General features: G+C 52.5%; 23 protein-coding genes. 10 read left to right on the top strand and 13 right to left on the bottom strand.

Going from position 1 to position 22,285, the window contains the following annotated elements:
- The first annotated feature begins 237 nt into the window (after window positions 1-237).
- Window positions 238-1,716 carry a sigma-54-dependent transcriptional regulator gene (locus CA54_RS15985; RefSeq protein ID WP_146371815.1) on the top strand — a complete coding sequence of 493 codons (1,479 nt, stop codon included), beginning with the start codon at window positions 238-240 and terminating at the stop codon, window positions 1,714-1,716.
- 140 nt (window positions 1,717-1,856) lie between these two features.
- On the opposite strand, the gene CA54_RS15980 is transcribed toward CA54_RS15985, so the two are convergent.
- The 12 genes from CA54_RS15980 to CA54_RS15925 form a co-directional block, all read right to left on the bottom strand.
- A complete protein-coding gene (locus CA54_RS15980; RefSeq protein ID WP_146371814.1) occupies window positions 1,857-2,819 on the bottom strand; it encodes a PRC-barrel domain-containing protein in 963 nt (320 codons plus the stop codon).
- A gap of 196 nt (window positions 2,820-3,015) precedes the next feature.
- Window positions 3,016-3,219 carry a CsbD family protein gene (locus CA54_RS15975; protein ID WP_146371813.1) on the bottom strand — a complete coding sequence of 68 codons (204 nt, stop codon included), beginning with the start codon at window positions 3,217-3,219 and terminating at the stop codon, window positions 3,016-3,018.
- Window positions 3,220-3,308: 89 nt separating this feature from the next.
- Entirely contained in the window at window positions 3,309-3,560 is a 252-nt protein-coding gene (locus CA54_RS30190) for a BON domain-containing protein (RefSeq protein WP_146371812.1), read from the bottom strand.
- 710 nt (window positions 3,561-4,270) lie between these two features.
- Window positions 4,271-7,411 (bottom strand): hybrid sensor histidine kinase/response regulator, encoded by a 3,141-nt coding sequence (locus CA54_RS15965; RefSeq protein ID WP_146371811.1) that lies wholly within the window; start codon window positions 7,409-7,411, stop codon window positions 4,271-4,273.
- Window positions 7,412-7,834: 423 nt separating this feature from the next.
- Window positions 7,835-8,029 (bottom strand): hypothetical protein, encoded by a 195-nt coding sequence (locus CA54_RS15960; RefSeq protein WP_146371810.1) that lies wholly within the window; start codon window positions 8,027-8,029, stop codon window positions 7,835-7,837.
- A gap of 83 nt (window positions 8,030-8,112) precedes the next feature.
- Window positions 8,113-8,553, bottom strand: a complete 441-nt coding sequence (locus CA54_RS15955) for a phage holin family protein (protein WP_146371809.1) — start codon at window positions 8,551-8,553, stop codon at window positions 8,113-8,115.
- Window positions 8,550-8,771 carry a hypothetical protein gene (locus CA54_RS15950; protein ID WP_146371808.1) on the bottom strand — a complete coding sequence of 74 codons (222 nt, stop codon included), beginning with the start codon at window positions 8,769-8,771 and terminating at the stop codon, window positions 8,550-8,552. The genes CA54_RS15955 and CA54_RS15950 overlap by 4 nt, the downstream gene beginning before the upstream one ends.
- 54 nt (window positions 8,772-8,825) lie before the next feature.
- The gene (locus CA54_RS15945) at window positions 8,826-9,227 is read right to left on the bottom strand and encodes a hypothetical protein (protein WP_146371807.1); all 402 of its coding nucleotides are present in this window, start codon (window positions 9,225-9,227) and stop codon (window positions 8,826-8,828) included.
- A gap of 32 nt (window positions 9,228-9,259) precedes the next feature.
- Entirely contained in the window at window positions 9,260-9,511 is a 252-nt protein-coding gene (locus CA54_RS15940) for a hypothetical protein (protein ID WP_146371806.1), read from the bottom strand.
- Between the two features lie 51 nt (window positions 9,512-9,562).
- Window positions 9,563-9,730 (bottom strand): DUF1328 domain-containing protein, encoded by a 168-nt coding sequence (locus CA54_RS15935; protein ID WP_146371805.1) that lies wholly within the window; start codon window positions 9,728-9,730, stop codon window positions 9,563-9,565.
- A 48-nt stretch (window positions 9,731-9,778) separates the two neighbouring features.
- Complete coding sequence (locus tag CA54_RS15930; protein ID WP_146371804.1) at window positions 9,779-10,231, bottom strand: CsbD family protein; 453 nt, start codon at window positions 10,229-10,231, stop codon at window positions 9,779-9,781.
- Between the two features lie 61 nt (window positions 10,232-10,292).
- Window positions 10,293-10,448, bottom strand: coding sequence for a DUF3309 family protein (locus tag CA54_RS15925; protein WP_146371803.1), 156 nt, complete (start codon window positions 10,446-10,448; stop codon window positions 10,293-10,295).
- Between the two features lie 520 nt (window positions 10,449-10,968).
- Here CA54_RS15925 and CA54_RS15920 point away from each other — a divergent pair.
- The 5 genes from CA54_RS15920 (at window position 10,969) to CA54_RS15900 (ending at window position 15,401) form a co-directional block, all read left to right on the top strand.
- Window positions 10,969-11,667, top strand: coding sequence for a PH domain-containing protein (locus tag CA54_RS15920; protein WP_197532495.1), 699 nt, complete (start codon window positions 10,969-10,971; stop codon window positions 11,665-11,667).
- 73 nt (window positions 11,668-11,740) lie between these two features.
- Entirely contained in the window at window positions 11,741-13,702 is a 1,962-nt protein-coding gene (locus tag CA54_RS15915) for an AI-2E family transporter (protein WP_146371801.1), read from the top strand.
- Between the two features lie 224 nt (window positions 13,703-13,926).
- Window positions 13,927-14,394: a PA2169 family four-helix-bundle protein gene (locus CA54_RS15910; RefSeq protein ID WP_146371800.1), complete on the top strand. Its 468-nt coding sequence runs from the start codon at window positions 13,927-13,929 to the stop codon at window positions 14,392-14,394.
- A gap of 163 nt (window positions 14,395-14,557) precedes the next feature.
- Window positions 14,558-14,836 carry a GlsB/YeaQ/YmgE family stress response membrane protein gene (locus CA54_RS15905; protein ID WP_146371799.1) on the top strand — a complete coding sequence of 93 codons (279 nt, stop codon included), beginning with the start codon at window positions 14,558-14,560 and terminating at the stop codon, window positions 14,834-14,836.
- 112 nt (window positions 14,837-14,948) lie between these two features.
- A complete protein-coding gene (locus CA54_RS15900) occupies window positions 14,949-15,401 on the top strand; it encodes a hypothetical protein (RefSeq protein ID WP_146371798.1) in 453 nt (150 codons plus the stop codon).
- A 14-nt stretch (window positions 15,402-15,415) separates the two neighbouring features.
- Here the strand turns inward: CA54_RS15900 and CA54_RS15895 are convergent, their stop codons facing one another.
- On the bottom strand, window positions 15,416-16,339 hold the full coding sequence (locus CA54_RS15895; protein ID WP_197532494.1) for a diacylglycerol/lipid kinase family protein: 924 nt from the start codon (window positions 16,337-16,339) through the stop codon (window positions 15,416-15,418).
- Window positions 16,340-16,630: 291 nt separating this feature from the next.
- Between CA54_RS15895 and CA54_RS15890 the strand changes: the two genes are divergently transcribed.
- The 4 genes from CA54_RS15890 to CA54_RS15875 all read left to right on the top strand — a co-directional run bounded on the left by CA54_RS15890 (window position 16,631) and on the right by CA54_RS15875 (window position 22,246).
- Window positions 16,631-17,143, top strand: a complete 513-nt coding sequence (locus CA54_RS15890; RefSeq protein ID WP_197532493.1) for a ferritin — start codon at window positions 16,631-16,633, stop codon at window positions 17,141-17,143.
- Window positions 17,144-17,366: 223 nt separating this feature from the next.
- Window positions 17,367-17,519 (top strand): YqaE/Pmp3 family membrane protein, encoded by a 153-nt coding sequence (locus CA54_RS15885; protein ID WP_231963119.1) that lies wholly within the window; start codon window positions 17,367-17,369, stop codon window positions 17,517-17,519.
- A gap of 121 nt (window positions 17,520-17,640) precedes the next feature.
- The gene (locus tag CA54_RS15880; protein WP_146371794.1) at window positions 17,641-18,276 is read left to right on the top strand and encodes a hypothetical protein; all 636 of its coding nucleotides are present in this window, start codon (window positions 17,641-17,643) and stop codon (window positions 18,274-18,276) included.
- Between the two features lie 646 nt (window positions 18,277-18,922).
- Window positions 18,923-22,246: a right-handed parallel beta-helix repeat-containing protein gene (locus CA54_RS15875; RefSeq protein WP_197532492.1), complete on the top strand. Its 3,324-nt coding sequence runs from the start codon at window positions 18,923-18,925 to the stop codon at window positions 22,244-22,246.
- The last annotated feature ends 39 nt before the right edge of the window (window positions 22,247-22,285 follow it).

Genomic DNA, 22,285 nt, shown 5'->3' with positions numbered 1-22,285 from the left:
TCACAGGAACTATTTGTAGAGGAACTAAATGCCCATGATTGTGGAAGACCGCCGAACGTAGGGCATTCGAGCGAAAATGGCTTCGATTTCGAGCGCTGATCGCTCAACCTGGTTGAGTTGCGATCAATGGATTGTGGTACAAACCGTGGGGTTTGAGAAATCTGCGGGCAGGGGCTACCACGTATGCTAGGACGGTAGTAGAATGAGATGATTCCCAGGATGAACGAGGATAGCTGAATGCACAAAGTGCTTGTGATCGATGATGACCGTACGGTTTTGCGGTTAGTAGAAAAAGCTCTCGCCGATGTCGACATCGAACTTTTTTCTGCTGAGACAGCTGAAGACGGAATGGCCTTGCTCAAGCAAGAGCAACCCGACACGCTCTTGTTGGATATTATGTTGCCGGACAAAACGGGGTTGGAACTGGCGCAGGAGATTCGCGCGTTTGATGCCAAGTTGCCGGTGGTGTTTATCACTGTCTCGGACGATAGTGACGTGGCCATCGAAGCTATGAAATTGGGCGCCTATGAATACGTGCTGAAGCCGTTGGGTATTGAGCAAATTCAGGATCTTGTTGAGCGGGGCTTGGAAACTCGGCGGTTGATGCAAGCGCCGGTGCTCTTGCAGGAAAACAACGATCCCACGCAGGAAGGTGAAGTCCTGGTCGGGCGCAGCCCGCAAATGCTTGACGTCTATAAGCAGATAGGGCGTGTAGCCGCCCAGGATGTGTCTGTACTGATTCGCGGCGAAAGCGGAACCGGTAAAGAGCTGATCGCGCGGGCCATTTACCAGCACAGCCATCGCGAAAACAACTGTTTTTTAGCAGTCAATTGCGCTGCCTTGTCCGACACCTTGCTGGAGAGTGAGTTATTCGGCCACGAGAAAGGCGCGTTCACGGGGGCGGATCGCCGGCGAATCGGAAGGTTTGAGCAGTGTAACGACGGCACAATCTTCCTGGATGAAGTGGGTGACATGTCACCGCTGACGCAGAGTAAAGTATTGCGGTTATTGCAAGAACAGAGATTTGAGCGTGTAGGCGGCAGCGATATGATCCAGGTCGATGTGCGGATCATTTCCGCCACGAATTGCGACTTGGAACGAATGATTGAAGATGGTGAGTATCGTCTCGATCTGTTCCATCGGCTCAACGCATTTGAGATTCATCTCCCGCCGTTGCGCGATCGCGGGGATGACATCCAACTGCTGATCGAACATTTTTTAGCAAGATTCAATCAGAAGCTCGGCAAAGGCATCACCGGGATCTCTGACGAAGCCATGGACCTTCTTTTTCGGTACTCCTGGCCGGGCAATGTGCGGGAATTACAAAGCGTACTCCGCAAAGCCATGCTGATGGCCACCGGCCCGGTATTGGTGCCGGAGTTTTTCCCCCAGGAATTACAAAGTAAGAAACCAGCGGAACCATCCGGGGCCACGGCGGATAGCAAAGCCACCGACATTGCCAGCTTTCTGGATGAACGCGAGGCGGCCGGGTCCAACGACTTGCATGCGGAATCGATGGAGTGGATGGAGCGTTACCTACTCTCGCGAATCTTGCAAAAGCATAATGGCAACCAATCGAAAGCTGCCGAAGAATTGGGCATCACGCGCGGGAGCTTGCGGCACAAGATTAAGACGCTGGGGATCTCAATCAATAACGTTGTGAAAGCCGATGCCGACGAAAGTTCTGATACGGTGGGTGAGGACTGCGATTGCTAAGTGATGTGGCAGCCGAATTGCTTAGTGCCAATAAAAAAAGTTGCAGGCCGTTTTGAAAACGGCCTGCAACAGTCGAGTCGTTTATTGCAGACTCCGGTCCCGCAAAATTTCGACACGCTTATTTTCACGCTTAAGACTTATTAGCGAGTTTCGATTTCGACTTCAATGTCGGCATCTCGGTCGTGTTTCACTTTGTATCGTTTATACAGTTCCTTGGTGTATGATCGATCAGCGAAGTTCGGCCAATGCTCTTGGTCAAAACCGCGGGCACCTTCTAACTGCTCCTGCGTAACATTCAGGACAGCGATATGCTCGTTCTTGTCGTCCGGATTCGGACGGCATTTGAACGCTTCAAAAGGTACGGCGAACATCTTGTCGCCCAGACCTAAAAACCCGCCATAAGTCACGGCTGCGTATTGAACGTCGCCATTATTGGCATTGATCACAAGATCTTGGATTTCACCTACGCTTTTACCTTCCGGATTTTGGATATTCAAACCATGGAGTTGGCTGGCACGGATGTTGGCGCCGGCAGTCTTCTTGTCAATCGCCCCAGTCTGCTCACGTCCCGCGTTGGCTGCGGCCTTACGATGGGCTTTTCGGTGTTTAACCTTGTATCGGCGATCGACCGTACTGGTGAATTTTTGATCGGCAAAGTTGGGCCAATGGTCTTCATCAAACCCACGATCTCCTTCGAGTTGATCCTGCGTGACATCCAAAACAAGGATATACTCGTTTTTATCATCGGGGTTCTGACGACAGGTGAAGGCGTCGTAAGGAACAGCAAACATTTTGTTTCCGATTCCTAGAATCCCGCCGTAAGTGACTGCAGCATAGCGAATGTTGCCATGGTTGGCGTCGATCACTAAGTCGCTGATTTCACCCACGCTTTTGCCTTGTGGGTTTTGGATGTTTCTGCCCAACAGTTCCGTTGTGCGAACGTTGGCGCCGGCTGTTTTCTCGTCCAGCTTGCCAATTTTGTCTCGTTTTGTTGTGGCTGATTTACGTTTTGTGGCCGTGTCATCGTAGGCGTTTGCCAGCATTGTGGCGGACGCAAAAAAGATGACGGCTAAGCTGCTGGTAACCAAATGCGTGCGTCTCATGTTTTCTTCCTCCGTAAAAGTTCAGTCTGGGAATTGGCTGTGACGCTTTGTGTTTGCCTCGACGTCTGCGAATTCTGCCGTTAGCAATTGAGGGTAAAAAGCCCTTTGCTGTGCGTCGATACGCGTGCAGTTCGTTCGTCCTGGGCAATTTCAATAACGTTGCTTCAATCGGAATAACGCATCCCAATTGTGGGTTTCAGCAATTGCAAGAGGTTTCGAATGACTGGACCTGCTCTTCCGCTTTCTCGCGGGCAATCCCGTAGCGTTCTTGAATTTTTCCGACGAGAACGTCTCGTTTTCCGTCGATCGAATCCAGTTCGTCATCAGTCAGGTCGCCCCATTGTTGTTTGACTTGACCTTTGACCTGTTTCCATTTCCCTTCGATTTGATCCCAATTCATGTCCGTGCTCCTTGTTCGTTGGTTACAGTGTGCCGTCTTTGCGGCGTTTCAAACAGATTTTGCGTTGCCTACAAGACAACGCCAGTTGTTTAGAGTGTCGGGTGCGCATCAATCACTCGTAATTGATTGATGACGTGATGCACCCCCGGTACTTTTCCTGCGATCGTTTGCGCGAGCTGCTTTTGATAGTACGTGCTTGTTGTCCCGAGAAGCAGGATCGTCGTTCCCCGGGATTCGCATTCCACACGGGACAGCCGACTGGACCCTAACCGTTGCATGGAATTCCAGACCCGCTTGGCAAGTTGATCTTTTGAATGTTTGGATATTGCGTTTACCAACATGGTTCCATTTCTTTCACTCTACTTGCGTAAAGATTGTGTCTTGGGAATGGCTGACGAACACCTGCTTCCGACATCGCTCGTTCAACTTCTCCCTAGTGATTACCGTGAGGCCAATCCTCTACAAGTGGCTATGTGCGGCAAGTGGCTGTGGATAGTTTCACTCTCGCCTTTGTATTAAGCCGCCCAGCGACTACCGTTCGCCATGCTTGTTACACCAACTGTTTTGCACATGCCGTGCCAATAGAAAATAATGCAGCGAGACTGTAGCGCATTTCTACATCGCTCAGTCCCCAAGGCTATTGATTGCGTGGAGATACTGGTGGAATCAAATTTCAAACAATTCAGTTGACCGCATTCACCACCATGGAATTGTGGCTGGTGGATCAAAACGGCATACCGAATTCTGGTTGCCGATCTACCGCAATGGTCGTTTAGCGTTCTCGCATTTGATCCAAATGCGGCGCAGAGCGGCTGGAGATCATTAGAGGGAGGTCAGAGCAGTCCTTTGTTTAGCCGTTGGCTCTTTAAGCGACCGACTGCTCAGTCGGATTATTACTATGGATGAATAATCCTGCATCGATACATGTGCGACGCGTGGTCGATTACAAACCATACGGCCGCACGTATTGAAAGCGGGGCTAGCGGGGGTGATGCCTCAACTTGTCAACATATGTGCATCCGCATTCGTTTGGCCAAGCGGACCGTGATTACTAGCCTCGATACTTCGCCAACGAGAGTTCGAGGTCTGCAACGTGTTGCTCGAGTTGTGTCAGCAATTCGTTTGCACCCGTCAAATCGCCGTTTTTGCCAAGCAGCTCTAACTCGTTGGCGGTGGAGAGGCAGCTCTCAGCACCGAAATTGGCGGCGATGCCTTTGAGGCTGTGCGCGGCCTGCTGCACGGCCGTAGAGTCGTGGGAGTCGATTGCTTCCCCAAGATCCACCAGGAGCTTGGGTGAGTCTTCATGAAAGTAGCCGATAAACTCCAGAAATAGGTTCGTGTCCCCATTCAGACGCTGCATCGTTCCGGCATAGTCGACAACGTTGTCTGGCGAAGTGGGCAATTCCGGCCGTGCTGTGGAAGATGGTTTCTCAGGTATTTCAGCAGATTCTTCGAAGTCATAATCATTATCAAGGTCGTGTAGGTTGTCTCGACCGAGAGAGGCGTTCTCTACCAACCGGACCAGTTCGTCCACATCAACCGGCTTGGAGAGGTAGGCGTCCATCCCGGCCGCTAAACATTTCTCACGGTCTCCGCGCATGGCGTGGGCGGTCATGGCGATGATGGGTGTTGATTTTTTGGAATCACTTTCAGCGGCACGAATTTTTGCAGTCGCTTTATAGCCGTCCATGACCGGCATTTGTACATCCATCAAGATCACATCGAACGCCCGTTCATGGTACAACTGAATCGCTTCATGGCCGTTTTGAGCAACTGTGACCGTATGCCCGTACTTCTGCAATATTATTGTCACGACTTTCTGATTGGCGGGTGTATCCTCTGCCAGCAAGACCGAAAGCGACCTATGGGAGGTGCGGTTGTTGTGTTGATTCACTTCATCGTCGGTTTCGTCGACGTGGACATCCATGGCCTGCATGACGGCGTCCAACAGGTCGGATTGCGAGACCGGTTTCTGTAAAAAGTGATCGACTCCAGATTCTGTCTCCCGCAGTTTGAATTCCTGTCGATCAGACGAAGATATCATCAAGATAATCGGCGGCGGGTTGCTGGTCCGTTCGCAGATTCGTTGCGATAACGTATAACCGTCCACTCCCGGCATCAGCGCGTCGAGAATCACCAACGGATACGGCGCACCGTTCTCACAAGCTTGATCCATCCGGCGAAGCGCTTGGTCGGCTCCCTCCACGGTGTCGGGTTGCATGGACCAATTCTTCAACATCTGGGCGAGAATACGGCGGTTGGTCTCGTTGTCATCCACGACGAGAACCGACAGATTTTGCAGTTGCTTCAGTGACAGTCCCTCGGACGATTTTCTCGTCGCCACCGATTGGCGGGCGAGTGTCACTTGAAACGACAGACAACTCCCTTTATTCGGTTCGCTTTCGACGGAGAGTTTTCCGCCCATCAATCGCAGTAGCTGGTTGCAGATTGCCAGTCCCAGACCCGTTCCTCCATGCCGCCTGGTGGAAGAAGCATCGACTTGTGTGAAAGGCTCGAGAATGCGGCGTTGGTCATCCGGGAGGATGCCGACTCCGGTGTCGCGAACCGAAAATCGTAGTCGCACTTTACTGGGCCATTTTTTCAAAGTTTCTACACCGACGACCACTTCACCGGCATCGGTGAATTTCACAGCATTATTGATGAGATTGGTCAAAACTTGTTTGAGTCTAACCGTGTCGCCCACCAATTCGTCGGGGACATTACTGGCTACATCGCAAGCCAATTCCAACCCTTTATCAAACGCATGGAGTGATAGCGGCTTGATGGCCACATCCAGCATTTCCCGTAGGTGAAAAGGTTCGTTTTCGATCGTGAACTTTCCGGACTCCAGCTTCGAGAAATCGAGGATGTCGTTTACCAACGTGAGCAACGAATGCGCGGACTCGTTAGCTGTCCGAATGTAGTCCTCCACATCGTCTGTCAAATTTTCGCCGAGTGCGATTTGCGTCATGCCGATAATTGCGTTCATGGGCGTTCGCAATTCGTGACTCACATTGGCTAGAAATTCCGCGCGCGAGCGATTGGCCTTTTCGGCATCTTCCTTGGCCACAAAAAGCTCTTTTTGTTGTCGTTTACGCTCGGTGATGTCCCGCTCAATCGTTGACGAGCCAATATCCTCGCCGTTCTCATCGGCGATCGGCGACACGGTGACTGAGACGGAGAGTAAATGTCCATCCTTCCGTTTCCGGACCGTTTCAAATTGCTCCAGCCGCCTTCCCGAATGAATCGCTTCTGTGATGACCTTCGTTTCTTCTTCGATGTCCGGCGGCAAGAGAAATTCAATGGTTCTGCCAAGCGTTTCATCTTCCCGGTAGCCGTAGACGCGTTCGGCCCCCAAGTTCCAACTGTTGATGGTGCCATCGATATCGATACCGATGATTGCGTCATAAGAAGAATCGACGAGTGCTGCCAAGCGGGCGCGATACTTGGAGTTTTCGCTCTTCTGCGAGATATCGCGTACAAAAGCGTTGAAGAGGGTTTTACCGTCAAGCGACACGGCGACGACACTCAATTCGATGGGAAATTCTTCTCCGTTTTTTCGTAATGCTGTCAACTCGACCCGTTGTCCCAGGATCGCTCCCATTCCGGTCTTGAGATAACGCACCATTCCCTGGCGTTGAGCGGCCCGATATTCCGGTGGGATGATGCGTGATGCGAGTTCTTCACCAACAACTTCTGATCGCGTCCAACCAAACGTCGTTTCCGCTTGTGCATTCCAGTCCACGATTCGACCGCGTTGGTCGATCGAAACGACAGCATCCATCGCCGTTTCAACAATGCTGCTGCGATAACGTTCTCGACTGAGAAGCGTGCGTTTAGCACGCACAATTTTACCACACAAGGCGGCTGTCAACCAAATGGCGAACATCCCCAAGAGTCGGTTGATGACGGAGACCCAATCCATCCCGCCATTTGCTGAAGAGATATAAAGATCGATCACCAACATGAGCGAACATAATGCAGCAGTTGCATAAATGTCCAAGGCTTTCCCGGTCCGGAAAGCCAACCAGATAATCGGCAAATACAAAATGTAGCCGGCGACGTCGACCGCTAGAAACGAATCGAGTATGAACACCGCTCCGATAGCCGACAAGACACTCACGCGCGCGAATACATGCGATTCACGAGAAGTGTCTATGACGTCCTGGAACGGCATTGAGTCAGAATTCATTCAACCCACCTTAATCATTGACACTGAACACAAAGGGCATCGCTGATTCAGTATAGTCAACATGTCAGTGGTCCAGCTATCGAAACAAGAGAGCGATCAACAGAAGTCGCTCCCATTGATCATTGCCGGTTGAAACACTCAGGGAATTCACCTTCATGCCCAAGCCCTAGTTATTTCGTATGACACATTAGTCTGGCGCGTCGCCTGCCACTGAGCGCGCAATGTGACCTCGACCGGTCGTTCTGAGGTTTTCGAGTGTCACGCCCGAAAATCTGTGCTTCATCTACAGCTAAGAAAATAGACACGCTTGGCATCGGCTCCATGGTGCAAGGCAGCAATCCGCGCTGCGCAGCAATCAACGGTTTACCATGCCCGCAGTGCGGCGGATTCCTGAAAGCTGCCTGCACTCTTCAGTAGGAGATCCTACCAGGGCTTCAATTTCCAACCCAACACAAAGCCAATTCCAAACGCCCATAACGTCACGACCTCGGGTCGTTCTTGAGCATACTGTTTCATGCACTCGATCGCCGCATCGCCGGCCGACATGGCCTCTTGACCTGCGAGATGAATCGGCTTGGAGGGACGATCATGGGATTGGACATTCATATCGTGTGTCATTGGTTGCTCCTTTGTAGCAGAACTGAAGCAAGATCACTCCTCAGGATACTTTGCGAGTGACTTGCCCCTCAGGTTTCTTTTGGTCATATCGAACGGGTCTGTTTCTCCGCAGTCCCCTTTAACGCGACTTTAATCCACGTCAGGTTGCTGCGGAATTCTTGTCTGGATCGGCGGAATGCATCAAACGACTTGCTCATCCACAGCCAACCGACAATACCGCTTACACTGGCGATGATCAGGCCGGTCACGGTTGCTATTAAAAACGCCAACCAAGTTTGCAGGCCGGCTTGAACCAGCCCCAAGGCCAATGTCGCTAATGCCACCGGAACACAGCCCAACGCGACGACCACTGTGACCGTCCATGCGATGAGTGGTTTGGCGGCGCGTTTCAAATAGTCCTCAGCATCGACTTTGAGTAATTCGGTCTGCAATTCGGCTAAGGAAACAACGTCGTGTGCGAACTGGCCCACATTGCGGGCGACGCTGCGGGGTGGAAAGTGGGTTGAGCCGTTTTTTTCACTCATTTTCGTTTCACCCACCAACCCAGAACCAGACCGGTCGCGACGGCCGCTCCCAATGCCACTGCCGGGTAAGCTACAACGACCTGTTCCAGTTTTTTGGCTAGTTGTTTCCCCTGCCCTAACGCGGCGGCTGCAATTTCCTCAGGGTTATCACATTCGGTGAATAATTTATTGCCAACAGCCTGGCTGGCTAGCGGCGAGTCGGTCATACGGTTCGTCATGAGATTCTCCATCGAGTTGTATTATTCAGTCAAAAAAGCGAATGCTGACGTGCGTCACTCGGCCTCAGCCGCGATCTGCTCGCCACCGTGTTGGCCGAAATAATTCCCGGCGTAAGCAACAGCACCACGCATGGCCATCGTCCCCATCAAACTTAGCAAGGTGCTGGTGACACCGCCGCGAGATTGCGGCTTTGGATTCGCTTCGACAACTAATTTGTGTTTTTTTGCCAATTTGACCAGCGTGTCCGCATCGGGAGCCACGAGTTCCACCTGTTTGGGAACAACAGCAAAACCGGCGGCAAACGCGGCCCCCATACAAGCCCACGGATAGCGTTTGACATAAGTCTGCCAGTTCGTCATCTCGCGCGTCGATTCAGCAATATCGTCCACGTCCTCTTTGAGTTCGTGGCGCACGTTTTGCATTTTTCGTCGGATGTCGTCGGCGGGACTGATCATGGTAATGCTTTAAGGTTTTCCGTGTGAAATGATTAGCGTTTCATGAACGAATCAGGCATGACTGCACTTAAGGAATCCAACAGTTGTGCGCCCAACCGCTCCGTGACCGCCGACCTGCGAGGCGGCCCGGAGTCGGTGAGGACGCTGATGACTGTCAGTCCGACCCCCACACCTAACCCAAAGGTGACAAGTGCGGAGGACAATGCGTGATCACCGACAATTTGCTTCGACTGCTCGGCGATTGATTCCTGAATATCGTCCAAACGATTACGAGGTTCAGACATGGTCACTTTCTCCAATAGGTGACATATTCAAAGTTGCATCGTCGGATCAGATTATGACGGTCGGCGTATTGATCCCGTCACAGCACTGATCAGAAACAGTACGAGGAAGACTACAAACAGAATTTTCGCAACGCCGGCAAAACTCGCAGCGATGCCGGTAAATCCCAAAACAGCGAAGGCCAATGCCACGACCAATAAGAAAATTGCCAGATTTAACATTTCAAACTCCTTGAGGTGAAAAGGGAAAAAGGGTGAACAGTTGCGGTCTTATCGAGACCGTAAAGCGAGACCGAGCACAACACCGGTGATTAACCCGGCGCCAAAACAGACTGCTAAAGATTCCGTGGGACGGCGACGGACCAGTTCTTCGGTTTGCTTGTATCCATCGCGCACTTGATCAGCGGCTCGCGATGCAGCCACTCTGGCTGATTCGCCAGCATGCGCCGCGTAGTCGCTGACATTGCCGGCGACATCGTGGACACCTTTACGGACGGCACCCGAGGCTTTTTCGACTGTGGAATTTGAGTTGTTCACGATCTCTTCTAGGAAGTCTTCCACATCACCACGAGCTTCGCCCGTCTTACGCTGAATCATTCCGACCAACTGAGCGGCATTGCCGTCGAATTGTTTCAACTCGTTGTCCGTCAACTCGCCCCAGCGGTCGAGTAATTTGCCTTGAATTTCATTCCAGTGCCCTTGCAAGACTTGTTTATTGAGCATGACTTGTCCCCTTGTGTTTGGTGTTGTCGAATAAGAAACCATCGGACGGTTGGAGGTGACCTCAAATGACTTTCATCACCAAGAGCACGACCACGATGATGATAAGCAGACTCACGCCGCCGCTGGGTCCATATCCCCAATTACGACTGTGCGACCATGTCGGCACTGCCCCGAGAAGCAGCAAGATCAAAATGATCAGCAAGATGGTTCCCAACATGGCAGTCTCCCCTATGAGTTGTATTCTCTAAAGTTGTGAGTAACGAAACGACGAAGGAGCAGGTTTCGTGCCAATCGCCAATTCTCATGAAATCCGCTGAAATGTTCGTGCGATGGAAGCTGCAGTAAAGCTTTTTCCGCGAATTTCGCGCGATGTACGGTCAGGCTGAGCGTCCAACGATCAAGCCTGTTCGCCACTCCATCACGTGCAGAACATCCCCCCTCAACGAACCCTGTAGGCAGTGCACAGAGGAAGGGATTAGCGAATGCAGTCGACGTGTCGCTGACGATTTTTAAAGTGCTCGACGTACTTCATTAGGCATTGAAGTGAAAGCCCCCGATTGCAAGCTCGCTGGACGCCAGTCAATCGTCGCTCCACCACTCTGAGTGCTCAACGACCGGTCCAGGCGGCAAAAAGGCGTGAATTCCGCGATTTTAGTGTTCGGCACACGTCTTGCTTTAACACATAGTAGACGAAGCCGGTTGACCAAGCACTGAATTCAAAAGCAAAGGAGATGGTCGTGAACACTACCGAAACTTTGACGTATCGCTGCCCGCACTGTACTGCAGTGATGGAAGTGGAATCACAACTGATTGGAGAAAACATCGCGTGTGTCGATTGTGGCAAGCCGATTCAAATCGAGGCGCCACAGTCGATTCCTGTACACAATGCTTCGCCGACCGATGTTCAGCGGCACTCGGTAGTTGAGGTACCCGCCGATGAAGAACGGACTCTTCAAACCTTGCATCCAGCGATGTTTCGCAATCATCCTTTCATCTACCTGGGCAGCGTTTTGCTGTTTGCCTTAGGTTTGGTAGGGCTCGTGACGTTCCTTGCGGCAGAGGCGAACGTCGATCTCGATGTATGGAATCTCACCAACTGGGACGTGTTGGAAGGGACATCGTTGTTGTGGATCAGCTTGGGATTGATCGCGGTGAGCACAATCATTTACTTGGTTTGGCGGATCAAGGTCATGTTTATCACGTTGCAAGTCACAACGGATCGTTGCATCTTTCAGCGAGGTCTCATCGCACGGAGCACTTCTGAAGTGCGACACGACGACGTCCGTAATCTGCAGATCGATCAAACCGTCCTTCAACGCATACTGGGTGTGGGCACGCTGGCCATCTCCAGCTCCGGACAAGACGACTTTGAAATCCGTGCCAAAGGGATTCCCAAACCTGAATCCGTGGTGGAAATAATTCGAAGTTACCAATAAGCCAGGGACGTGTTGCAGTTGGTCGGTTGTGTCTTATGAAATTGGCTAATGCGAGGAATAAGGGATTTCTGTCATGGTAGAAAAGAATGCGGCAACACACGGTTCGGGGCGATCGTACACGCTGTTGATCTTGGCATTTGTGATTGCTTCGCTCTATTTAGCCAAAGAGATATTATTGCCGCTTTCGCTCGCCATCTTGCTAAGCTTCGTCCTCACTCCCCTGGTGAGCCGTTTGGAACGCCTGCGTCTAGGGCGAATCCCCTCAGTGGTCATCGTGTGTGCGTTTGCATTCTCTGCCATTGGAGGCGCGGGATGGCTGGCGACGAATCAACTCATTGAGTTGAGCATGCGATTACCGGATTATAAAGACAATCTGATCGACAAAATCCACAACCTGCAAAGCGGGACGGGTGAGAAACTCGAAAAGGCCAAGCAAGCACTCGAAGACATCGGCACGGAACTGTCTGAAGGCGGCAATGCTGCCGACGAAGAGAAGGACGCGGCCGAAACCGCTGATCCGCCGGCACTGCAGAGAAATTTACTGGGATGGCTGCGTCCCCAAAAACAGGGCGATGGCTCGGCAGAGAACCCGGTGGAAGTCAAAGTCGTCTCCTTGCCCCCTTCCCCATTGAATCAAATCCAGACGTGGTTGGGGCCGCTCGTGGCGCCGTTGTCCACAGCGGGTATTGTTGTCGTGCTGGTGGTTTTTATTCTGGTCAAGCGAGAAGATTTGCGGAACCGCGTGATCCAACTCGTCGGGACTTCAAACCTGTACGCTACAACTGAAGCGATCGAAGACGCAACCGACCGCTTGAGTCGCTACCTACGGATGCAGTTGCTGATCAACATCATTTACGGTGTCGTCGTTGCCGTTACTTTGATGTTTTTGGGCGTCCCCAATGCGATTCTGTGGGGCGTCATGGGGACGATGCTGCGTTTCTTGCCCTATATCGGTCCCTGGATCTCAGCCGTCATGCCGATCGCGCTGACGATGGCCATCTCCGATGGTTGGACGCTTCCCCTAATGACCATCGGACTGTTTGTCAGTTTGGAACTGGTGGTGAACAATGTGCTGGAACCCTGGCTGTACGGCAGTAGCATCGGCGTCTCATCGTTGGGTGTCATCCTCGCGGCCATTTTCTGGACCTGGCTGTGGGGGCCGGTTGGTTTAGTATTGGCGATGCCGTTGACAGTCTGTTTGGTAGTTCTAGGCAAGTATGTTCCGCAACTCGGTTTTCTACCACTATTGTTGGGGGACCGCACCGCTCTTGAGCCGTATGAGCAGTTGTATCAAAGGTTGTTGACCGCAGAAGACTATGAAGCAAACGAATTGGCCGAGGAGTACCTAAAAGATGCGAGCGTGACAGAATTTTACGACGACGTGTTGATGCCCGCACTGCAGTTGGCCGAACAAGACCGGCATGCGGATCTGCTCAGCGAACAGCAAGAAACCGTGGTGAACGATTCAGCACGAGAACTCGTCGAAGAGTTGGGGGAACGATTGCAACAAAAAGAGCAGCCTGAAGATGGGGCTGGCGCACCAGATGAAAAGGGGCACGTTCTGTGCATTCCTGTTCGCGACCAAGCTGATGAAACCGTCGCGCTCATGACCGGTCAACTGTTGCGGTCTGAAGGTTGCCGCGTCGATGTGGGATCGATCAATATGCTGGCTGGTGAGGCGATCAACCTGATCGAAACTCAACAGTGCCAAATAGCAATCCTCATCCTGCTGCCGCCTCTGGGGGCACGCAAAGGACGCTATCTTTGTAAACGATTGAGTCAGCAATACCCCGATTTGCACATCGTCGTTGCACTAATGCATGGTGAAAAGTACGGCAAATCGAAGCAACGTTTACTGAATGTCGGTGCCGACGTCGTCGCAACGAATCTGCCGGACCTAATCACCTCCGTACGTCAGGCACGCTTCAATGCCCAGCAAGCGCCCCCCTCACACAATTCAATAGAGGATACCGTCCCAGCAGGGCAAAATGCCGCTCCAATTTCAGCCGCACAGCCCGTTGAGAACCAACCATAAATTACTTCAGGATCATTCATGATCCCGACATTATGCATCAACCCGTATCTGGTCGTTAAGCAGCCAATACGAAAGTTGATCTTCCAATTGAGAGGAGTTTTCGATGAATTTATCACAATTGATCTCTGTTTTTGGCGTCTAGCGATGCTTGGCATGCTATCTGCACCACAGATCAAAGACTTCATTTTCAGGAGATATCAACAACAACTGATCGGAGAAATATTATGACATCCGCATCTCAAAATAGACTCAATCAAAAAACGATTACTGCGTTGCAAGAACTCATCGAGATCAATCTCGACAGTTACAATGGGTTTACGAAGGCAGCGAGCCTGATCGAGGATACGACATTACAACATCATTTTGCTGGCGTCGCACAGGAACGGATCAGGCAGGCTGTCGGTCTACAGCAACTCATCGACAGTGATGATAAGCAGCCGCTGATCGAAGGAAGTATCGCCGGTCGAATTCATCGAGCGATCATGGATTGGAAAGACACGTTTAGCGAAGGCCCCGATGCGGTGTTGGCTGAAGTGAAACGAGGCGAAGACTACATTAAGGCCAAATACGAGGCCGTACTCACACGAACGGCAGGTAGCAAAGCGGCTAGTGTTCTCAAACGCCAATACGCCGCCGTCAAGGAGGCACGTAACCACATTTGCGAACTTCGCACCAAGTTTTCCGCGACCTAATTCTCGACGTCCTCGTTGACGTTGAGAGTGAACCATATTTATATGCCATGAGGACGAGTGCGTATTCCGTGGGTTTGGATTGCCTGCTTGACCAAGTTCGAATACGGTTTGCGTGTATCATTATTTCCACCGAACGACAGTCCCTCTTAAAAAGATCGAACAGATGTCAATTCCTGAAATCCTGTTATTGTTATTAATTGCTGGAATTTGTGGCGGATTGGCGCAGGCGCTCTGTGGCTATTCGCGCGGGGGATGTCTGGTTTCCATCGTGATTGGGTTCATCGGGGCCTTTTTGGGCACCTGGCTGGCACGCTTGGCTGAACTACCGGATTTGTTCGCCGTTACCGTGGGCGACACTTCCTTCCCAATCCTCTGGTCAATTATTGGAGGGGCACTATTTGCCGCCATATTGGGTTTCATTACACGACGACCATCCAAGTAATGTTTTTTCTCCCCTCCCGATGTCCTTGACTACCACGCGCTCGACATCGATAGCCCCGCAAAACTCCGTTAAACGCCAGCATCATTGATCAATTTGTTGTGGAGGTTTCGAGATGAGTGAATCCCGTGAAGATCTGGAAGCGCGCGTCGAAAAACTCGAAAACGAACTTCATGTTCAACAAGAATCGACGAAGGCGAAAAAGTCCGTTCGCTCCCGCTCCCACAAAAAACTTCTTGGGATGCCGCTCTATGACGTCGCCATCGGTCCCGATTTTGAAAGCGGCGAGGCACGCGGGCATGCCAAAGGGATTCTCGCCATCGGTGATAAAGCCACGGGAATGATTGCTGTCGGCGGCATCGCTCAAGGCGGAGTGGCCATCGGCGGACTAGCGTGTGGGCTTTTCAGTTTAGGGGGGTGCGCGTTCGGTTTGTTGGGAGTAGTCGGAGGCGTGGCCCTCGGTGGATTCGCCTACGGAGGAGTGGCGATCGGCTTGAAAGCCATTGGCGGTGTTGCTGTCGATCCGGGATGGATCGGCGACGCACAATTGCCTATCACAAAACCGTAAAGCTGCTGCAGCTCTCAGTTCGGCAATTCAGGCGACACCACATAATCGGCACCGACGATCACTTTCAGAGCAGAGGGGCAAACCTCGAACTCCACGGCGCCCTTGGTGAGCAAATTCCCATCAGCGGTGAAGGCCATCGGCGGGTCGGATTCAATTCGGACCTTTTCTGCGCGCTGGTAAAGAATGTTCTCATTTTGCCGATAGTCCCCCAACGCGTAATCGGTGGCGAGACCGGCGATTTGAATTGGTTCGCAATCGCGGACGATCACAACATCCACGAAGCCATCTTCAAGACTCGCATCTGGAGCTACGATGAGACCGGTGCCCGATGTGCGTCCGTTGGCCACAAAAACGTTCAGCGCCTCAATGTGTTGCGGTGGTTGATCGTCAAACTGCACGGTCAAGTCGTACCGAATCAACTCCGAGAGGACGTCGACGACACCGCGGAGATAGACCAACGGCCCCCAGAACTGTTTCATTTCAGCGGTCAATTGATCCATGAATTGACCAGTGTTGCCTCCCGTGGCCATGTTGCTGAAGTGTGTGGATTCGTTGTCGGTTAAGGCTCGTACGAGGTCAACTTGCCTTGTCTCAGCCACGTTGACAACTTCGGCGGCTTTCTGAACGTCGAGAGGAACAGCCAGCGTCCGGCAAAAGTCGTTCCCGGTTCCCAACGGCAGGATTCCTAAAGTCGACGTGGCTCCCGCGTGCATTAACCCCTGCACAACAGAGTACACGGTCCCGTCACCCCCAGCGGCAATCACGGTCTCAGCGCCGTCACGGGAGACTTGTTCCACCAGCGTACGTGCTTCGGCATCCGAACCGGGTTGGTGCACCGTCACATCAGGGCGACTTTGAAACAACGCCAGCACATCTTGATTCGCCTCAGCTGTGCCGGCGTGACTGTTCCAGAGAAGATGAATGGGTGTAACACTCATAGATGCGCTTCCTTTAATCCTTGAGCACGTAGAGTCAGACAACACTGCACGCCCTTCCATCGGATTGGTCGTTCGGCGACCATCTCCAGGCCTTCTTAGCCTGAAGCGAAACCGATATTTCCATCTGCCGCCTCAAAATCAACCCGTTTCCAAACGTTTTGCGGCAAAAAACGCCCCCGGGTTATCGCACAAGCACGATCGGCACGGCAACTGCTCTTAAAAGAAAGACTGTCGCGAGAAATGCAAATTGAACGTTCGAATCATCACAAAGACAACCAGTTGAGGCCAATCATGACTAAAGAACTCGTATTTAACGCCTTGAATGAACAAGTCGGATCAGAATTATCGGCGTGGTATTCCTATCTGGGAATGTCGGCTTGGTGCTCGTCGCAACAACTAAATGGCAGTGCATTATGGTTGCGGGCACAGGCTCAAGAAGAGTACACGCATGCGATGAAACTCTACGAATTCTTGGTCGAACGGAATGCTCCCGTGCAATTGAAGCAAGTCGAACCGCCCAAAGCAGAGTTTGAATCGATTGTCGAAGTCTTTCACGCTGCTTTGAAGCAGGAAGAAGAGAACTCACAGCGGATCGACGCTGTCTTTCAAATGGCACTGGAACAACGCGCGTTCGCTTCGCTCGTCGAGCTTCAGTGGTTCATCACGGAGCAGGTCGAAGAGGAAAAAACGGCACGTGAGAACCTAGCCAAAGTCAAAATGGTCAGCCAGGATCCGGCTGCCATTCTGGAATTCGACCGTGTGTTAGGGGAACGCAACATGGTGATGGACACCAGCCCCGTGTAATGCTGGCTGATGCAGTCGCAGTCAACGCCAGCACTGAATTTCCTATTATTTTCAACCCAAAACGCCTAGAACCTGTTTTAAAACCCGGTCGCGCTTGTTCCGACAACTTACAAATCAGTGTCAGCTGGACGCGCCGGAGGGTTTTCAAACGACTTATAAGGAGTCCAAAATGTCTAACCAAGTTTCTCCCGTATCCCACGACGCTAAATCACCGTCGGCAGATATCGTCCGTATTTTACTGGCCATCCTGCTGCCTCCGGTCGGTGTGTTTCTTCAGGTCGGCTTTGGAATGCATTTCTGGCTGAATATCCTGCTGACGATTTTGGGATACGTCCCGGGGATCATTCACGCGGTCTGGGTTATTGTGCGGAAGTGAGCCGGTTAGTATTTCTTGAATGGACACTTGCCAGCCAGGAGCTCTTCAACAGGTGTCTCTATGGGAGTGTGATCGGCACGTGATTGACGACATGCAGTAGGATCGCGGTTGAAGGAGTACCATGGAACACCTTGCCTTACTATCGTCGGCCGTCAATTTTAATGCGGTCGCAGTGACGGTCTTGATCATAGTCGTGCTAGCGATTCTGGTCACGATCGTGCTGCGTAGACGGCGCGAAAATGTCTGGCAGGCGTTTGCGCGACGCAATGGATTCCAGTATCAGGTTGTCGAGGGACAGCCCCAGGTCAAGGGGTTGCTTGAGGGACGCCGTTTTGAACTGGCGATTTCTCCGGAAAGCTCTGATACAGGGCCGCTGGGAGTCGAAGTCATTTCCATGGCTGTTTTCTTGCATCATCCACCACCAGGCGATCTGCTCATCGAATCCGCTGGCGGTCTGGTGGGTGATGTGCAGCTGGCCTTGAATGAGCATCGATTCCAATCCGGTGATGCAGAGTTTGACCAGAATGTGAACGTCGAAAATAGTGGGTCCGCAGCTGGAGTGGATTGGCTCACACCCAAGAAGCGGCAGGCGTTTTTGCAACTGGTTCAGGCGACTCCTAGCGACTCCTACCTACTTGCGGCCGGGCAATTGCGATGGCAATGCAGGACCGCTATTAGTGTTCCTGACAAACTCGATGAGCATCTCAGATCACTTGCTGCCGCTGTGCGTGAGCTTGATAACGCAACCCAGGAGTGAGGCAAGTACGCAGCCCCCGCAAAGTGATCCACTCACCGCTTCGCTTCGGAAAAACGCCAGCGTCCAAGCGGCGAGCGCGACTGATACGGTTGTCTTCGACATGCAAATCTGTGCCGTGTCTCCAAAGCTCCCGTGTCGGACTCGACGACGCTCCACAGTGGGAATGCTATTTCCTGGGAGGTTAGCCGGGAACGAGATAGGCATTTTCTGCGCAGCATCTTGGAACGGATTAAGGGCGGACGCATCTCGAAATGTGAACAGCCTCGCAGTTCCCCCCAGTACCCCTAAATCTCCATGCAGTGGGTGAATAATCGGTAACTCTTACCCGGATTCCGCTTTCCTGGGAGATTCGACTCAACTTGCGCCTGGAATATTCCGAACAATCAGAATACTGCGAACATTCATTACAACCGTCAAAGTCTATCTCCTCTGTGGAGGGCGGTTGCCAAATGGATGCTCTACCGCAAATCTAAGCGGTCGGCACGTGGTTTTTGGCCGTGTGAGAGCATTTTTTGTCGCAGTAGGGGGCGTTGAGTTGCAGCGGCATTTCGCCGATTTCGGATACAAATTCGGATGAAATCAGAGTAATCCTGACTGGTGAGACAACATTATGCGTGTTCACGCGGCAAGCCTTTTGGAGCGATCCATGAATACGAGACGAGTAAACGTCCCCTTGAGAATCGTGTTGATCACGGCCATGCTATGGTCACCGGTCCATGCGGCAGACGACGCGGGTAGCGTTCGTCTTGCGAACAATGAAACCACCGGAACGGCTTATGTCACTCCCACTCAGTGGAGTACTGAATCGATGAATGGTGGACCCACCGGGGTGACAACCGTGGGGAGCCCCGGACCGTATCGCGCAGCGGATCCATTTGGGATTCAATTCCGCTTCCGTAGCGACATCAATCCTTCGTTCGTTAAGGACGGGTATCAAACGCTGGGTGCGATGGTACCGTTCCACATCGATCCGGGTACTAGCCTGGTATTCATCGAAGGTCGCGGCTACGCCACGAACTCTGCCGAATACGGCGGCAACGTCGGCCTGGGCTATCGTCACTACAACGAAACGATGAACCGCATGTATAGTGTCAGCGGTTGGTGGGACTACGATGACAGCAACGAATTCAACTACGATCGCTTCGGTATCAGTTTGGCGTCATTGACCGATAACGGCCTCGATTATCGTGCGAACGGCTATATTGCCAGCGACACCGGCGGAGGATTCGTCGGTCGCACGACGGGCATTCCTATATTCTCCGGATACAACATCGCTCAAGCGACCGATTCACTGTATGAGGTCCCTTACTCTGGGTTTGATGCTGAAATCGGGATGCCGGTTCCCTTCTTGGGTGATTACGGTGTTAAAGTCTACGCCGGCGGATATTACATGGAAGCCGAAGGTGAAAAGGACGCTTCCGGTCCTAGAATTCGCTTTCAAGGTGACATCACACAATCGATCTGGGGCCAAGTGGAATGGACCAGTGACAGTGTCTTCGGCAGCAACGTGATGGGGTCGATTGCAATCGACTTCCCCGGTGGCGGACGGCGTCCGATCTTGACACGCCAGCCGACCAACATGATGCTCGCACAACAAGTCCAACGGCAGTATCGCGTTCCTGTGAACGAAAAAGTGGTTCGGGAATCCAGCGTCGCGATCAACCCTGTTGATATGGAACCGTTCATCGTCTATCACGTTGACAACACCGCACCTGACAGTGGAGACGGTTCGGCAGAAGCTCCTTATAGCACCCTGCCCGGTTCGGTGCCTTCCGCAGCCGACATCATCTTCGTCAACCGTGGCGATGGCACATCGTCGGGCATGACAGGCGACTTTTTACTGCAAGACGATCAACGTCTGTTGGGTGAAGGCACGGTTCACTTCTATACTTCTACCGCAGGCACGTTTGAGTTGCCTGGATTTACACCGGGAGTCAACCCGCTATTGGGTGGCACTGTCAGTATGCTCGGTGATCGAACCGAGATTGCCGGCTTCCGCTTTGCGGTGCCGGACGGTCAACCCGCTATCTTCGGATCCGGGGATGATTTCTTGATCCGTGAAGTCGCGGTCAGTGGAGGCGGTCGCGGTATCGATCTGATGAATGCCACCGGTGTTGGCCTGATCACTGATTCGACCTTTTTCGGGACAGGTGCCGACTCGATTCGTGCGGAAAACGCTGATGGCACGACCTTGGACTTGGCAATCATCGATACGATTATCGCCGACGGCGGTGAGGATGGTGTTTACGTCACTGTCGACACCGCTGCCACGATCAACTTGCTGATGGATAACGTGGATGTCTCGGGTGTGGCCGGCAACGGTTTCGGGACGGATGTCAGCTACTTCAATACAACGCTGGCGGTCGATGTGTTTGATAGTTCCTTCTCGGATAACTTCGGCGATGGTTTCCATGTGGAACGGGTCGATGACTCCGCATTCAGTATCGATATTGCCGACTCGTTCTTCGACAGAAACGGCGGCCACGGTGTAAATATCGATAGCCGCAACGGTCGCGTGCCGAATGGGATGGTCGACATCGTACGCAGCTCGATGTCTGACAATGCCGGCCTCGGTCTCCGCCTCCATGGCGAAGCGGACGTGACGCTGGATGTGGATCTGGCGGACAACTTCATCAACCGCAACGGCTTCGGCGGTATCCAAATGACATCGGCTGAGCGTATCCTGTTGCAAGGCGTCTGGGAACGCAACGAAATCAACGATAACGGATTCGATGATCTGGTCGGCGATGGCGACGGTATCTTTCTGCAGTCGAACCTGGATTTGGTGCTCACCGACAACGACGTCCTTGGCAATAACGGCGACGGATTGCAGGTTGAAATCTTCGGAGCGGCGAGTACGATCCTGGACCTAAACGGCAACCGGATCAACAACAACCTTGGTGCTGGTTTCGACTGGGAATCGATCTTCGGTGGCTCATTGTTGCTGATGGACGTCGATGCGAGTGCGACCCGGATCAGCCAGTTTAACAACAACAATGGCGACGGTATGGAATTCCGTGCAGACGGGCTATCTGGAACCGCTGACTTCATCGTTGCCACGATCAACGATACCGAGATCAACTTCAACGAAGGACGCGGTGTCGACCTGTTGACGCAAGAAGATGCTGATGCGGAATACTACATCACAGACTCGCAGATCTCAGCCAACGGCGAAGAAGGGGTCTATCTTGTCAACACCGCATCGGGAACTCAAACGCAAGATGTTTCCAGCTCTGTGGCCTTGGCTGACGATGGCTTAATCGACACCCGACCCACGACAACGGTGGTGATCGATAGTAGCGAAATCGATGCGAACGGCGACATCGGAACAATGGGCGGCGTTGTCCTCCGCGTGGGAACATCGGACGGCGGTTATGGTACCACCTTCGACGGAGGATATGCTAGCGACGGGTTCGGTGGCGTGATCGCCGGCTTGACCAACAGTATGTTGTCAGGGAACTACGGTGAGGATCTTGTCATCGAAACCTTTACGTCGACGGTTGCTCCGCCTGATTCGGCGGGTACCTGGACCGACGCGGAATTCACGGTGGACAGTTACGAGTCCGATCCGCTGGCGAGAATCGACGTGGTCTTCTACGGCAATACGGCGGACTCGATCGATGTCATCAACTCCGGAGCCTTCTACGACAACGCTGAAGCGGTCTTCAAGTCACGGGATGTTGATCAAACCGATCCGGGACCGTTTACCGATCCGGCAAGACGTCGAAACGCAGCTCGCTTGGCCGCCAGAAATGGTTTGCCGCCGGCAACACCAGGTGGAGCATCAGACAACTTCCTCTATTCAGGTATTGGGCTCAGTGCGATGCGGGTCGAAGGGCCGCTGCCGGGCATCGAAGATGGTGTCGACATCCTGGACCCCGGCTTCGGAGGTGCAGTCCTCTTGGGTGTCCTACCCGGGGAGCTTCCGTTTACCTGGCAAGTGGTGCCGCCGGGAACAATCTTCCCCTAAGCATGACCTAACGGTCGCCTGACCAAAGAAACTGAAAAC

The organism is Symmachiella macrocystis, from assembly GCF_007860075.1.
Lineage (GTDB): Bacteria > Planctomycetota > Planctomycetia > Planctomycetales > Planctomycetaceae > Symmachiella > Symmachiella macrocystis.
This window is presented reverse-complemented; position numbering and strand designations above follow the sequence as displayed.

Excerpts from the sequence above, each read along its gene's own strand:
- CA54_RS15940 (WP_146371806.1), bottom strand. The coding sequence starts at position 9,511 with ATGTCTGAACCTCGTAATCGTTTGGACGATATTCAGGAATCAATCGCC.
- CA54_RS15965 (WP_146371811.1), bottom strand. The coding sequence starts at position 7,411 with ATGAATTCTGACTCAATGCCGTTCCAGGACGTCATAGACACTTCTCGT.
- CA54_RS15935 (WP_146371805.1), bottom strand. The coding sequence starts at position 9,730 with ATGTTAAATCTGGCAATTTTCTTATTGGTCGTGGCATTGGCCTTCGCT.
- CA54_RS15930 (WP_146371804.1), bottom strand. The coding sequence starts at position 10,231 with ATGCTCAATAAACAAGTCTTGCAAGGGCACTGGAATGAAATTCAAGGC.
- CA54_RS15895 (WP_197532494.1), bottom strand. The coding sequence starts at position 16,339 with ATGAGTGTTACACCCATTCATCTTCTCTGGAACAGTCACGCCGGCACA.
- CA54_RS15945 (WP_146371807.1), bottom strand. The coding sequence starts at position 9,227 with ATGATCAGTCCCGCCGACGACATCCGACGAAAAATGCAAAACGTGCGC.
- CA54_RS15950 (WP_146371808.1), bottom strand. The coding sequence starts at position 8,771 with ATGACGAACCGTATGACCGACTCGCCGCTAGCCAGCCAGGCTGTTGGC.
- CA54_RS15890 (WP_197532493.1), top strand. The coding sequence starts at position 16,631 with ATGACTAAAGAACTCGTATTTAACGCCTTGAATGAACAAGTCGGATCA.
- CA54_RS15880 (WP_146371794.1), top strand. The coding sequence starts at position 17,641 with ATGGAACACCTTGCCTTACTATCGTCGGCCGTCAATTTTAATGCGGTC.
- CA54_RS15985 (WP_146371815.1), top strand. The coding sequence starts at position 238 with ATGCACAAAGTGCTTGTGATCGATGATGACCGTACGGTTTTGCGGTTA.
- CA54_RS30190 (WP_146371812.1), bottom strand. The coding sequence starts at position 3,560 with ATGTTGGTAAACGCAATATCCAAACATTCAAAAGATCAACTTGCCAAG.
- CA54_RS15925 (WP_146371803.1), bottom strand. The coding sequence starts at position 10,448 with ATGTTGGGAACCATCTTGCTGATCATTTTGATCTTGCTGCTTCTCGGG.
- CA54_RS15980 (WP_146371814.1), bottom strand. The coding sequence starts at position 2,819 with ATGAGACGCACGCATTTGGTTACCAGCAGCTTAGCCGTCATCTTTTTT.
- CA54_RS15955 (WP_146371809.1), bottom strand. The coding sequence starts at position 8,553 with ATGAGTGAAAAAAACGGCTCAACCCACTTTCCACCCCGCAGCGTCGCC.
- CA54_RS15875 (WP_197532492.1), top strand. The coding sequence starts at position 18,923 with ATGAATACGAGACGAGTAAACGTCCCCTTGAGAATCGTGTTGATCACG.
- CA54_RS15900 (WP_146371798.1), top strand. The coding sequence starts at position 14,949 with ATGAGTGAATCCCGTGAAGATCTGGAAGCGCGCGTCGAAAAACTCGAA.
- CA54_RS15975 (WP_146371813.1), bottom strand. The coding sequence starts at position 3,219 with ATGAATTGGGATCAAATCGAAGGGAAATGGAAACAGGTCAAAGGTCAA.
- CA54_RS15905 (WP_146371799.1), top strand. The coding sequence starts at position 14,558 with ATGTCAATTCCTGAAATCCTGTTATTGTTATTAATTGCTGGAATTTGT.
- CA54_RS15915 (WP_146371801.1), top strand. The coding sequence starts at position 11,741 with ATGGTAGAAAAGAATGCGGCAACACACGGTTCGGGGCGATCGTACACG.
- CA54_RS15960 (WP_146371810.1), bottom strand. The coding sequence starts at position 8,029 with ATGACACACGATATGAATGTCCAATCCCATGATCGTCCCTCCAAGCCG.
- CA54_RS15910 (WP_146371800.1), top strand. The coding sequence starts at position 13,927 with ATGACATCCGCATCTCAAAATAGACTCAATCAAAAAACGATTACTGCG.